The sequence below is a fragment of the Nocardioides marmoriginsengisoli genome (genome assembly GCF_003725695.1).
GTDB classification, from domain to species: domain Bacteria; phylum Actinomycetota; class Actinomycetes; order Propionibacteriales; family Nocardioidaceae; genus Marmoricola; species Marmoricola marmoriginsengisoli.
Genome location: NZ_RJSE01000007.1, coordinates 242636 through 255648, shown reverse-complemented (window position 1 = coordinate 255648; position 13013 = coordinate 242636). Strand labels below are relative to the sequence as shown.

Sequence of the window (13013 nt, the reverse complement as noted above, 5' to 3'; positions counted from 1 at the left end):
ACCGCGGGGCGACCGGCCCCGCGGTGCCGCGGTGTCCTCAGAGCGAGGTCACGAACGCCCGCGCGTCCTCCAGGAGGTCCGGGCCGCGGCGGTCGCCGTACTCGGCCTGGATCTTCTCCAGCACGCCCGGCGCCCGTTCCTCCACGTGCCGCACGATCCGGTCCCAGGCCATCGTCGGCACCGTCCGGTTGTAGGCGAACCGCTCGGCCAGCACCAGCAGCCGGACGGCGTCCTCGACCGGCAGCCCGTCCTGGAGCAGCCCCCAGGTCCCGACGCCGAAGAAGACCAGCCCGCAGACCGGGTAGTCCAGGTACGGGTAGTCGGGGTCGAGCACGCCGCGCAGCTTGGCGCGGCAGGAGTCGAAGAGCTGCGGCCCGATCCCGCCGCCCGGATCCGCGCCGTACTGCGCGTACGCCGACAGCGCCGTCGCCTCCCCGAAGAAGACCCACGGCTCCAGGCCGGTGGCGTCGATCCCCGGGAACTCGATCGCGCGGACCCGCTCGATCGACGCCCGGTAGAGCTCCAGCCCGCGGTCGACCTCGCCGAGGGCCAGCGCCAGCTCGGCCTCCCCGAGGTGGATCACCAGCTGGCCGCCGAACACCGCCTCGGAGTCGTCGATGGCGCTGAGCCGCTCCAGCTCCAGGGCAGCCCGGTCGAGGTCGCCGGCACCGACCGCCGCGAGCACCAGCAGCGAGCGCAGCTGGAGGGCGTCGTCCATCGCGCGGAGGCGCTCCAGGGTCGGGATGGCCTCCCGGGCGTGGAGCACCGCGCCGTCCCGGTCGCCGCGCTGGATCATCAGCTGGGCAATCTGGGTGTGCAGGATCGCCGGCAGCCACGGCCCGTCCTCAGGCCGCGCCAGCGCGAGCGCGTGCTCGGCGGCGGCCAGCGCCTCGGCCGGCTCACCGCTGTTCTCCAGCGCGTGGCTGCGCATCTGCTCCGCCATCATCGCGAGGTTGCGATCCGCGCTGCGGCCGAACTCCGCCATCGCGCCGAGGAACCCGTCGAGGTCGGACGGGTCGAAGGCCAGCACCACCTGGACGGTCGCGGCGATCCTCGGGTCGTCCTCGCCCGGTCCCAGCTCGCGCAGCACCGCGCGGATCTGCTCGGACTGCTCCGAGGAGCCGATCATCGCGTTGTTCAGCGTCATCACCAGCGCGACCCGGGTGACGGCGGCGAGCTCGTCAGGCGGTTGCCACCCGCCGACGACCGAGGTCACCGCGTCGGCCAGCACGATCACCCGTGCGTGGTCGCCGAGGATCGACCAGAAGCAGCCGAGCGCCGAGAGCACCTGGACGACGGTCACCGGGTCGGCGGCGACCAGCGCCTGGCGGAGGACGTCGGCGAGGTTGCTCTCCTCGGCCCGGAGCGCGTCGACCGCCTCGAACTGGCCGGCACCGAAGATCGCGGCGCCCTCCCGCAGGCACAGGTCGACCGCCCAGCGGCGATGCGCCTCGGCGGCCCGGACGTCCTCGTCGGCGTCGACCAGCTGCATCCGGCCGAACTCGCGGACCGTCTCCAGCATCCGGTAGCGCACCGCCCCGTCCGCCTCGAGCACGCTGACCAGCGACTGGTCGCTGAGGTCCTGCAACGCGTCCAGCGCGGTGGCACCGAGCAGCGCCTCGGCGCCCTCCAGGCTGAACCCGTCGTGGAAGACCGAGAGCCAGCGCAGCGCATGCCGCTCCGGCTCACCGAGCAGGTTCCAGGACCAGTCGATCACCGCGAGCAGGGTCTGGTGCCGGTCGGGAGCGCTCCGGTCGCCGCCGCGGAGCAGCGCGAACCGGTTCTCCAGCCGGCGCGCGATGTCGGCCGTCGACATCACCCGGACCTTCGCGGCCGCCAGCTCGATCGCCAGCGGCAGCCCGTCGAGACGGCGCACGATGTCGACCACGGCGTCGTCGATCTGGACGTCCGGCCGGGCCGCGACCGCCCGCTGCCGGAACAGCTCGACCGCGTCCTCGACGTCGAGCTCGCCCAGCGGGTAGACCGTCTCCGCCGAGATCGCCAGCGGCGACCGGGTCGTGGTCAGCACCCGCAGCGTGCGCGTTGTCGCCACCAGGTAGGCGACCAGGTCGGCGACCGCGGCGACGATGTGCTCGCAGTTGTCGAGGATCAGCAGGCTCGGGGTCTGGTCGAGGTGCTGCGCGATCCGGGCCCGTACGTCGGCCCGCTGCTCGGGCGTCAGGGCCCGGCGGCCGCTCACCGAGTCCCGCACGCCCAGCGCCGAGCCGACCTCGCCGATCAGGTCGTCGGCCGCGGTGACGCCGACCAGCTCGACGAAGTGCACGACCGGCTGCGCGGCGTCACGACCCAGGACGTGCGCCAGCCGGGTCTTGCCGAGCCCCCCGGGCCCCAGGATCGAGACCACCCGCGAGGTACCGAGAAGCGCGTGCAGCCGGCGGATGTCCTGCTCGCGGCCGAGCAGCGAGGTCGCCTCGTACTGGACGCCCTCACGGACGGGACTGTCCAGTGCGAGCAGCTCGGCGTGCAGCCGGCGCAGCTCCGCGCCAGGATCGGCACCGAGCCGGTCGCGCAGCTGGATCCGGTGCGCCTCGTACCGCTCCAGGGCGGCACCGGCACCGCGAACGGCTCCCTCGCTGCGGAGCAGGTCCGCGAGCAGGCCCTCGTCGTCGGGGTGCTCGGCGGAGGCGGCCTCGAGACCGGGCAGCGCCTCCGCATGGTCGCCCAGCCGGCTCAGGGCCCGGGCCAGGGCCACCGTCGCGGTGCGCAGGTCGAGGGCAGCGTGCCGCCGTACGTCGGCGAGCGGGCCCTCGCTCTCCCCGGCGGCGACCAGCCCGGCGCCGTACCCCAGGGCCTCGCGCGCCTGCCGGACCGCCGTCGCCGGATCGCGTTCGAAACCCACCCGCGCCGCGGCGGCGAGCTCGGCCAGCCGGGTGCTGTCCACCGCGGCCGCCGCGATCCCGAGCCGGTAGCCGTCGCCGTCGCGGACCACTGCGTCCGGGCCGCAGGCCGACCGGGTGCGGGAGACCAGGACCTGGAGCGCCTTCGCCGGGACGGCGGGGACGTCCTCGCCCCAGACTTGTTCGACCAGGGTCTCGGCACGCACCACCCGGCCCGCGTCGGCCAGCGCCGCGAGGAGTGCCTGCGGACGATCGCCGACGACCGGCTCCCCGTTCCAGCGCACCGCGTCGAGCAGGCTCAGGACGATGGGCACCCGGCCATCCTAGGACTCGGCCCGTGATACGGCGGTGCGGATTCGGCCCGCTCGCCCGGCTCCCAGTAGATTCGGCACATGGGGAGCAACCGGACACCGCTGTCCGACCGCGCGCGGTTCGGCTGGTGCATCGCCGGATTTGCCGTCCTCTTCCTCGTCGTCGGCCGGGTGCTCGGCGAGGACATTGCGCTGCAGCTGCAGAAGACGCCGACCACGGTGGAGGGCTGGCTCTTCGTGGGCTGGTTGGTCGGCGGGCCGCCGTACCTGGTCACGGCGATCTTCTGGAACGAGCGGCACCGGCTGACCCGGACCCAGCTGCGCAACCGCTCGGTGCTGCTGGCGGCCTGGATCGGCCTGACGATGCTGATCGTGCCGGCGCGGGTGCTCGGGGTGCACACCCAGTTCGGCACCGGCGCCCTGGTCGGCAACCCGCTCAGCGCCGGCTGGGTCTGGGGGATGGCCGCCAACGTCGGGATGCTGGTCTTCGGCGGCCTGGTGCTGCTGGTTCTGCACAAGTCCACCCCGAAGGGCCCCGGAAAGGGGCCGAGCGCGGAGCAGCGCCGGATGACCGCCCGGTTCCTCGAGGCCGCCTGGCTGGTGGCGCTGGTGGTGACCCTCGGCCTCTCCCTGTACGGCGGCAACGGCTCCGGCATCTTCAACAACGGCACGTAGGTCGCCACGTCTCGACAGGCTCGACGTCCGAGCCGCCGGACGTCGAGCTAGGCCCGCCTCGACATCCGCCGCCGGGCCCGCTTGCGCTCCTTGGCGATCTCGGACCGGTAGGCGTGGAAGTCGACCTGGATGGTGTGCCGCTTCGAGGCGACGTACCGCTTGGCGAGGGCCCGGTCGTAGTCGGCGATCTGGGCCTCCATCACCTCGACCGACGGCAGTGCGCCGACCCCGGTGATCAGGTCGCCGACCCACTCGGCCTGCGCCTCGGCGAGCGGCATGATCGCGCCGAGCGGCTGGATCAGGCCGATGAAGTAGAGCCCCGGGTGCCGCGGGTCGACCACCCGTCGGTACAGGTCGATGTGGTTGTCCTCGGACGCGAGCACCCGGGAGTCCAGGAACGGGAAGCTGACCTGGTAGCCGGTGCAGTAGACGACCACGTCGTACTCGTCGGAGCTGCCGTCGGCGAAGAAGACGGTCGAGCCCTCGAAGCGCTCGATGTTCGGCCGCACCCGGAGGTCGCCGTGACCGAGCCGGTTGAGCAGGTCCTGGCTGACCGTCGGGTGCGCGTGCAGCACGGCGTGGTCGGGCTTCGGTAGTCCGTAGTCGGTGACCTTGCCCTGGGTGAACCGGAGCATCAGCGCCATCGCCACCTGCTGCACCTTCAGCGGCCCGCGGGCGAGGGCGGAGTCGGTGAGGTGGTCGGTCGGCACGCCGAGCATGAACTTCGGCACGATGTGCGCCCCGCGCCGCATCGCCAGGTCGGTCGAGGCGGCCACGCGGGAGGACTCGACGGCGATGTCGCAGGCGGAGTTGCCGATGCCGAGCACCAGCACCCGTTTGTCGACCAGCGGTTCGGGCGTCCGGTAGTGGTGGGCGTGAAGCTGCTCGCCCGAGAAGCCGTCGGCGCCCGGGAAGGCCGGCTCGGGCCAGCGCGGCTTCCAGTGGTGGCCGTTCGCGACGATCACGTGCTGGTAGCGGCGGGTCCGCACCTCGGACGTCGAGCCGGCCGGGGCGCCCGCAGCCCGCACGGTCACGTCGTACCCGCCGCCGGGGACCGGCTCCACCTGGACGACCTCGGTCCGGAAGCTGATCCGGTCGCGGAAGCCGAAGTGGTCGACGAACGCGTCGAAGTACGCCGCGATCTGCCGGTGGCTCGGGTAGTCCGGCAGCGTCTCCGGCATCGGGTAGGCGGCGTACTCCATCAGCTGCCGCGAGGTGTTGATGTGCAGCGAGGCGTACGCCGAGGACATCTGGTTGTCGTTGTCGTAGCGCCAGTTGCCGCCGACCTCGCTGCCCACCTCGAAGCAGTCGAAGGCGACTCCGCGGGCGTGCAGCACCTGCGCCGCGGTGATCCCGGAGGACCCGGCCCCGATCACGCAGACCTGGGTAGCGGCGGTTCCATCGGCCGGGGTCGTCATGGCGGGAACCTACCCCGGAGGGCGCGCGCCGGTCAGGTGATGGACAACAGACCTGTCCAGCCAGGAGAATCAGCCGCGGGGAGCAACCTGCGCGGCCGGACCGGCCGCACGAGAGGAGTCCGGCGATGTTCGGCAAAGAGTCCGACGAGAACGCGCGGATCCAGCAGCTCGCCACGCTGGACCGGTTCAAGGATTTCACCGATGACGAGGTCCGGATGGTGCTGGACGCCTCGACGTACCTGACGGTCCCCGAGGGCTGGGCGATGATGGCCGAGAACACCCCGGCCGACAAGGCGTACCTGATCCTCAGCGGCGAGGTCTCGGTCCGTCGCAGCGGCGAAGAGGTCGCTCGGGTCGGCGCGGGCGACCTGATCGGCGAGATGGCCCTGGTCAACCACAAGCTGCGCTCGGCGACCGTCGTCACCGAGACGCCGCTCGAGGCCCTGCACTTCACGGCCGAGAGCGTGGCCTCCCTGAACGCGAAGATCCCGCACTTCAACGAGGCGATCACGGGCGCCTCGGCAGAGCGGGGCCAGCGCGACCAGGGTGACTGACCGACCCTCGCCATGACCAGGCCCGGGGGTTGGCCGGTCGTTTCTGAGCTCGGGTCTCCGGAGACGCACTGGGGTTTGCGGTTCCTCGACGACACCGTCGAGCAGGACTACGTCTCGTGGCGCCGCGAGCACGTGCGCGCCTTCACCCAGTTCGCGATGTACGGCGCCGCCGGTGCGGCCGGGTGCGCCTTCGTCGCCGTCGCGCTGGGGGCACTGGACGAGTACCGCGGGCTCGCCCTGGTGCTGATCCCGGCGATGATCGGACTGCTGCTCGCCGGCGCCGTGGTCGCCCGCCGCGACGACCTGGGGCACCTGGTGCTGCCGTGGAGCGGGCTGGCGAACCTGATCGGCGGCGTCCTCGCGGTCGCCCTCACCTACCCGACCGACAACCCGGCACTGATCGGCGCCTGCGTGACGATGGCGGCGTACTTCGGGTTGACCATGTTCCGGCTGCCGCCGCGGTTCGCCCTGCTCTCGGTGAGCCCGTACGTCGTCCTCGCCGCCGCGGCCACCCTGCGCCTGCACGCGACCGGCCGGATCGACGACCAGGAGCTCGCGGTCGGGCTGTTCATCCCGGTCACCGCGCTGCTCTCCGGGATGGTGCTCAACCTCGCGATGGAGTGGCTGACCCGGCAGACCTACGTCGACCACCTGATCATCGACTCGCAACAGGACGCGCTCTTCGACGAGCGCAGCAACATGGCCCGGTTCGTCTCCCCCGACATCGCCGAGACCGCGCACCTCTCCGGGCTGCCGGACGCCGTTCGGACCGAGATCTACAGCCTGACCGCGCTCAGCATCGACCTGCGCGGCTTCACCACCTTCACCCAGCGGCACGGCGCCGAGTTCATGGTGCAGGTGCTCCAGGAGTACTACGCGGTCGTGATCGACGCCGCCGCCGAGTACGGCGCCACCGTCAAGGACTTCGCCGGCGACGGCGCGCTGATCCTGGTAGGCGCCCCGTTCCCGCGGCCGGACCACCCGCGCGTCGGGCTGAACCTGGCGCGCCACCTGATCGCCCGGGTCCGGGTGGTCACCGACAAGTGGGCCACCCCGGAGACCCCGCTCGGCGTCGGCATCGGGTTGTCGTCCGGCGAGTGCGCGGTCGGCGCGATCGGCACCGACGCCCAGCTCGAGTACGCCGCCATCGGCACCACCGTGAACCTGTCCGCACGGTTGTGCGGACGAGCCGAGGACGGCCAGATCCTGATGGGGCCGGGGACGGCCCGCGCCCTGGAGGAGACCCCCGGCTGGGTCCGCACGATGCTGACCTTCCGCGGCATCACCGAGCCGGTCGAGGTCACCATCGAGGACACCCGTGCGGCGCGGCCCACCTTCACCACCCCGGGGACTGCCAGCGGCGTCGTACCGATGCAGCGGGAGCCGGCCCCCGAGCCCGGTGACGTACCTCCCGTCGTCCAGGGACATGCAAATGTCACTGCCGAGGCGCCTGAGGATCCCAGCTGACCCACCCGCGACATTCGCAGGTCGGCGTACGAGGGAGCAGTAGCCTCCCGGGGTGAACCTGTTCGATTTCGAGGGCAAGCGCCCCACCGTCCACCCCGAGGCGTTCATCGCCCCGACCGCCACCCTGATCGGCGACGTCACCGTCGAGAAGGGCGCCAGCGTCTGGTACGGCGCGGTGCTGCGCGCGGACATCTGCACGATCGTGATCCGCGAGGGCGCGAACGTGCAGGACAACTCGGTCCTGCACGGTGCCCCCGACGCGGTCATCGAGGTCGGTCCCGGTGCCACCGTCGCGCACAGCTGCATCCTGCACGGCGGCGTGCTCGAGGAGAAGGCGCTGCTCGGCAACGGCAGCACCATGCTCGACGGCACCCGGCTCGGCGCCGGTTCGATGGTCGCCGCCGGATCGCTGGTCAGCCCGGAGACGCAGATCCCGCCGGGCGTCCTCGCCGCCGGTACGCCGGCCCAGGTCAAGAAGCCGATCGAGGGCACGATGGCGCAGTTCTGGGTGGACGCGAACCCGCCGTACTACGCCGAGCTGGCGCAGCGGCACCGCACCGGCCTGAAGCCGGCCTGAGCCCGGACGTCGGGTCCTGCCGGGGACGACCGGTGGATCGAATACGGCACGAATCGCCCCAAAAGGTTAGGGTCGCGGCGACGTACCCGTCGTTCTCGGACCTGAGGAAATCACGCACATGGCTACTGCTCTGCCGGCGAATCCCGCTACGGGAGCTGCCGACCGCAACCCCCGTGGCAGCCACCGGACCCTCCGCCTGATCACCGCGCTGGTGGTGTCCCTCGGCGTTCTGCTGGTGCCTGCGGGCGTGTCCCAGGCTGCGCCCGAACCCGAGGTGACCCAAGGGATCGACGGCACCGTGTCCCTCGAGGGCCAAGTCGGCGGCGCCAGCTTCGTCTCCGTCTACCCGCTCGATCCCACGGTCGTTGCTCCCGACGACTCACTCGCCGGCGACGCCTGTGAGATCGAAGCCGCGTGCCGGTTCGTCAACACCGACGCCAACGGGAAGTTCGCGATCGCGCTCCCGTCGGGCGAGTACAAGGTGTACTTCAGGGTCGGCTACACCCAGTGGGCAGGCGAGTGGTGGCAGGACTCCCTGACCCGCCAGGACTCGACGACGGTCACGGTCGAGCCCGACCAGCTGACCACCCTCAACCCCGAGCTCGCCGTGGAAGGCAAGATCACCGGCACCGTCGCACAGGTAACGGCCTCCACTCCCGGCGGCTTCCGCGACGGCATCGTCGAAGCCTGGGTGACTGACCCGACGTACCCGTTGGGCAGGTTCTTGGCCAACACCGCGTGGATCGAGGACGACGGCAGCTACACGATCGACGGACTGGCGGCGGGCTCCTACCTCCTCCACTTCTACACGCGGCTCTCCAAGGTCGAGGGCTGGTGGCAAGGACAGACGACCTCCGCGGCGGCCACGCCGGTGACCGTGACCGCGGCGAACACCACGGCCGACATCAACCCGACCGGCCTGCTCCCGCTCGGACGCATCACCGGAAAGGTGACCAGCGCGACCGACGGCACCCCGGTGGAAGGGACCCGGATCGTCATCTTCCGCAAGGCCGGCAACAACTGGGTCAACGAGGGCCTGGGCCCCTTCGACGAGATGCCTCGAACTGCGGCCGACGGCACCTACTCGATCCTCGCCCCCCAGCAGGGCACCTACCGACTCGTCGCCTACCCGGCGGACTCCCACTTCCGGAACAAGTACTGGCCCGACGCGACCACCGCGGCCGCCGCGCAGGAAATCACCGTCAGCACCAACCAGGTCACCCCGAACATCGACCTCACCCTCGACCAGGTCGACGTGATCACCAAGACCGCCCCCTCGATCAGCGGCACCCGGCGCGTCGGCTCGGTCCTGACCGCCGGCGACGGCACCTGGCGGCCGACCACCGCAACCACGACTCGTCAGTGGCTGCGCAACGGCGCGATCATCCCGGGAGCCGTTCAGAAGTCCTACGCTCTCGTTGCCGCCGATCTCGGCAAGACGATCACGGTCCGCGTCACCGCGCAGCATGCCGGACTGACCGCGACAACCGTTCCGAGCCCGGCAACCGCGCCCATCGCAGCCGGACTCTTCCGGCTCACCTCCGCGCCGTCGCTCCTCGGCACCTTGAAGGTCGGACGGACGATGCGCGCCGTCCCGCCGCGGACCACCCCTGGCGCGGTCGTCACCTACCAGTGGCTGCGACGAGGGCTGCCGATTCCGGCTGCCAGGAGCGCGACCTACAAGCTGGTGAAGGCCAACAAGGGGCGGTCGATCGGCGTCCGGATCACGCTCAAGCGGCCCGGCTACGCGACGCTCGTCCGCGTCGTCAAGAAGGCGCGCGCGGTCCGGTAGGCGCGTGCCTCACCGCGTCTCGACAGGCTCGACGTCCGGGGGCAGCTCGACGTCCGGGTTGGTTCGGCGCTCGGGTTGGTACGGCGTCGCCGCTACAACCGCTTCAGCGCCGTCTCCGCCGCGTTGAACCCGCACATCCCGTGCACTCCCCCACCCGGCGCGGCGGCGGACGAGCAGAGGTACACGCCCTTGATCCCGAGCGAGTAGGGATTGGGGGCGGCGCGGGGACGGAACAGGATCTGGCGGGCGTTGTTCGCGCCGGCGCCGATGTCGCCACCGACGTAGTTCGCGTTGTACGACGCCATGTCGGACGCCGAGCGGACGAAGGTGCCGACGATGCGGTCGCGGAACCCCGGGGCGAAGCGTTCGATCTGCGCGGTCAGGGCCTCGGTCGCATCACCGGTGTACCCGGCCGGCACGTGCGCGTAGGCCCAGAGCGGGTTGATCGATCCGGCCGAGCGCGACGGGTCGGCGAGGTACTGCTGACCGATCAGCGCGAACGGGCGCTCCGGCATCTCGCCGCGCGCGGTGGCCCCTTCGATCGTCACGATCTCCTCGGCAGTGCCGCCCAGGTGCAGGGTGCCCGCGCGCCGGCAGTTCTCGTTGGTCCACGGGACGTCGCCCTCGATCGCGTAGTCGACCTTGTGCACGGCCGGGCCGTACTCGTAGCGGCGGAAGGCGCGGCGTACCCGCCCGGGCAGCTCGTCACCGAGGACGTCCAGGACTCCGGCCGGGGCCAGGTCGAGCAGGACGACGTCCGGGTCGAAGCCGACCAGGTCGCGGAGCTGGGCCCGCGAGGTCACCCGCGTCCCCGTCCGTACCGTCCCGCCGAGGCTCGTCAGCAGCGAGATCAGCGCGTTCGCGATCGACTGCGAGCCGCCCTCCGCGACCGGCCACCCGGCCCGGTGCCCGGCCGCCGTCAGCATCAGCCCGACCGATCCGCTGAGCGGCGTGTCCAGCCTCCCGAAGGCGTGCGCGGCGACGCCGGTGTAGAGCGCCCGCGCCGGGTCGTCCTTCCAGTGCCGCATCGTCCAGGTCGCCGGAGCGAGCGCCTGCGGGCCGAAGCGACCGAACGCGATCGGGTGCTTCGGCACGTGCACGGCCGGACCCATCGCGTCCACGACGATCTTGTCGAAGTTCCGCGCCAGCGGCTCGAACACCCGGCGCCAGGACTTCGCGTCGGCGCCGAGGGTCGCGTCGGTGTCCGCGAAGTCGCGGGTGACCACTCCGGCCCGGCCGTCGTCGAGCGGGTGCGCGAGGTCGACCTCCGGCCAGAGCCAGCGCAACCCGTGCGCGTGCAGGCCGAGAGTGGAGAAGTACGGCGAGGTGATCCCGGTCGGGTGGAACGCCGAGCAGTCGTCGTGCAGCAGCCCCGGCACGATCCGTTCCGTCGTCCGGGCACCGCCGCCGGCGGTCTCGGCGGCCTCCAGGACGGTGACCTCGAGCCCGGCCTGCGCGAGCCGGACCGCGCCGGCGAGACCGTTCGGTCCGCTGCCGACTACTACCGCTGTGGTCACTGTCCTGCCTCGGGAGTGGGGGGTTTCGAGGCCTCTCCCACCGAGGGTACCGAGGCGACCGCAGCTACCGCCGGCCGGACGTACGCCGGATCGCGCCAGGTGACCTCAAGCGGAATCGGCCCGTTCGGCAGCCACGGCTGCTCGGCGACCGCGTCGGTGACCAGCCAGGTGCCGCGCTCGACGACTCCGACCGCGGCGTCGATGATCCGGTAGTCCTGGGTCTTCTTGTGGATCGGCTGCGACTCCACGAAGATCACCACCAGCTCGCCGGGCGCGAACCGCAACCGCTTCTGCACCGCACTGATCAGCCCCTCGTCGTGCAGGTGCCCGTCACCGAAGTTCCAGCCGACCAACGTGTTGCAGACGAACTCGGCCTCGCGCAACGTGTACCGCTCCAGGTCGTCCCCGTACTCCCGGATCATCACCGAGTACAGGCCGCGCCCCTGGCTGTGCATCGCCCGCCAGGCCATCGCCTTCTGGATCATGATCTCGGAGAAGTCGTCGTCGTACCCCATCGCGACCAGCTGGTCGGTCTGGTTCGGGGCCGGCTTGGGCAGCTCGTTGAGCCGCTCCTCGACGCCGGGAGCCATCACCCAGGTCGCCGACGCCCAGTTGCCGGCGTACTGGCGCATCGAGGGCAGGAACGACACCAGGTCGGGACGCAGGTTGCCGAGCACCGGGAAGAACGCCAGCCCGACCGCGATCACCGGGAGCATCCAGCCGTGCGAGAAGTCCCAGACCGCGTAGCCGTCGCCGGCGTCGAAGCCGACGAAGAGGAAGACCGCGGCGAAGGCGTAGAAGATGTTCCACTCCAGCGGCACCGCCAGCGGGAACAGCGACGTGATGAAGAGGTGGAAGGTCACCATCGCGATCGCCCCCAGCAGCGCCACCGTGGTGTTGGTGGTGAGCAGCAGGGTCAGCGGGATCAGCAGCTCGACGGTGGTGCCGCCGATGTGCGCCATGAACCAGGCCAGGCCGGAGGGGCGCAGGTCGTTCGGCGCGTCCTTGAAGTGCGCACGACTGATGCTCTTGAGTGGGACGAACGGCCCGTTGGCCACCATCGTCGGGACCACGTTGACGAAGTGGTTGCCGAACTTGGAGACCCCGGCACCGAGCCACACCATCACGATCGTCATCTTCAGCGCGATGATCATGTCGGTGAAGCCGAGGGTGGCGCAGAAGAACATCGCCGGCAGGTACTGCTCGCTGCGGGCCGCCAGGAAGATCACCTTGTCGCGCAGGCCGAGCGCCACCGCCAGGCCGATCACCGTGAGCAGGATCCACGGCCGGACCAGGCCGCCCTCCGCGTGCACCGACGCCGGGATCGAGGCGTTGTCGACGCCCGGGAGGACGAATGCCGTCAGCAGCGCCGCCAGCAGCCCGACGTACAGGAGCACGTCGACGACGGTCCGGGAGTCACCGGAGGTCAGCGGCACCTTGCCCGGCCACGGCGCCAGCCGGATGGTGCCGGGACGGACCCAGTAGGTGATCGCGCCGGTCATCGGCTTGAAGTGACCGCAGAGCGGACCCCAGGTACCGGCCAGCCCGAATGCCTCCAGGAACATCGTCCAGGCCAGCAGCTTCTGGTAGACGATCGGCTCGTTCCACCACTCGTTGAAGTCCCAGACCGAGCCGAGGTCCGAGGTCCGCGAGATCAGGAACAGGCCGAGGCCGATGTAGAGGAACAGCACCTTCGCGATGTAGATCAAGTGGATGTAGCGCGGGGTGCCGAAACCGTTCTCGACCCAGTCCGTGGTCAGGATCCGCATCCGCTCCAGGAACGGCTTGCGGAAGTACTCCGCCGGCTCGACCGGCGGATCGCTGAACGCGAGGAAGCCCATGAC

9 protein-coding genes are annotated in these 13013 nt (G+C 71.2%); 5 read left to right on the top strand and 4 right to left on the bottom strand.

Annotated features, from left to right (window positions below; genetic code table 11):
- Nucleotides 1-37: 37 nt before the first annotated feature.
- Entirely contained in the window at nt 38-3172 is a 3135-nt protein-coding gene (locus tag EFK50_RS09875) for an AfsR/SARP family transcriptional regulator (protein WP_123227404.1), read from the bottom strand.
- Nucleotides 3173-3250: 78 nt separating this feature from the next.
- Here EFK50_RS09875 and EFK50_RS09870 point away from each other — a divergent pair, with 78 nt between their 5' ends.
- Nucleotides 3251-3844, top strand: coding sequence for a hypothetical protein (locus EFK50_RS09870; protein ID WP_123227403.1), 594 nt, complete (start codon nt 3251-3253; stop codon nt 3842-3844).
- A 47-nt stretch (nt 3845-3891) separates the two neighbouring features.
- On the opposite strand, the gene EFK50_RS09865 is transcribed toward EFK50_RS09870, so the two are convergent.
- The gene (locus EFK50_RS09865) at nt 3892-5262 is read right to left on the bottom strand and encodes a flavin-containing monooxygenase (protein WP_123227402.1); all 1371 of its coding nucleotides are present in this window, start codon (nt 5260-5262) and stop codon (nt 3892-3894) included.
- A gap of 125 nt (nt 5263-5387) precedes the next feature.
- Between EFK50_RS09865 and EFK50_RS09860 the strand changes: the two genes are divergently transcribed.
- From EFK50_RS09860 to EFK50_RS09845, 4 genes are all read left to right on the top strand, one after another.
- The gene (locus EFK50_RS09860) at nt 5388-5816 is read left to right on the top strand and encodes a Crp/Fnr family transcriptional regulator (protein WP_123227401.1); all 429 of its coding nucleotides are present in this window, start codon (nt 5388-5390) and stop codon (nt 5814-5816) included.
- A gap of 75 nt (nt 5817-5891) precedes the next feature.
- A complete protein-coding gene (locus tag EFK50_RS09855) occupies nt 5892-7283 on the top strand; it encodes an adenylate/guanylate cyclase domain-containing protein (protein WP_183407754.1) in 1392 nt (463 codons plus the stop codon).
- Between the two features lie 52 nt (nt 7284-7335).
- Nucleotides 7336-7860 (top strand): gamma carbonic anhydrase family protein, encoded by a 525-nt coding sequence (locus tag EFK50_RS09850; protein WP_123227399.1) that lies wholly within the window; start codon nt 7336-7338, stop codon nt 7858-7860.
- Nucleotides 7861-7978: 118 nt separating this feature from the next.
- The gene (locus EFK50_RS09845; RefSeq protein ID WP_123227398.1) at nt 7979-9652 is read left to right on the top strand and encodes a carboxypeptidase regulatory-like domain-containing protein; all 1674 of its coding nucleotides are present in this window, start codon (nt 7979-7981) and stop codon (nt 9650-9652) included.
- A gap of 92 nt (nt 9653-9744) precedes the next feature.
- Here EFK50_RS09845 and EFK50_RS09840 read toward each other — a convergent pair whose 3' ends face one another.
- Nucleotides 9745-11169: a phytoene desaturase family protein gene (locus EFK50_RS09840; protein ID WP_123227397.1), complete on the bottom strand. Its 1425-nt coding sequence runs from the start codon at nt 11167-11169 to the stop codon at nt 9745-9747.
- Nucleotides 11166-13010 (bottom strand): DUF3556 domain-containing protein, encoded by a 1845-nt coding sequence (locus EFK50_RS09835; RefSeq protein ID WP_123227396.1) that lies wholly within the window; start codon nt 13008-13010, stop codon nt 11166-11168. Before EFK50_RS09835 ends, EFK50_RS09840 begins: the two co-directional genes overlap by 4 nt.
- Nucleotides 13011-13013: the final 3 nt, after the last annotated feature.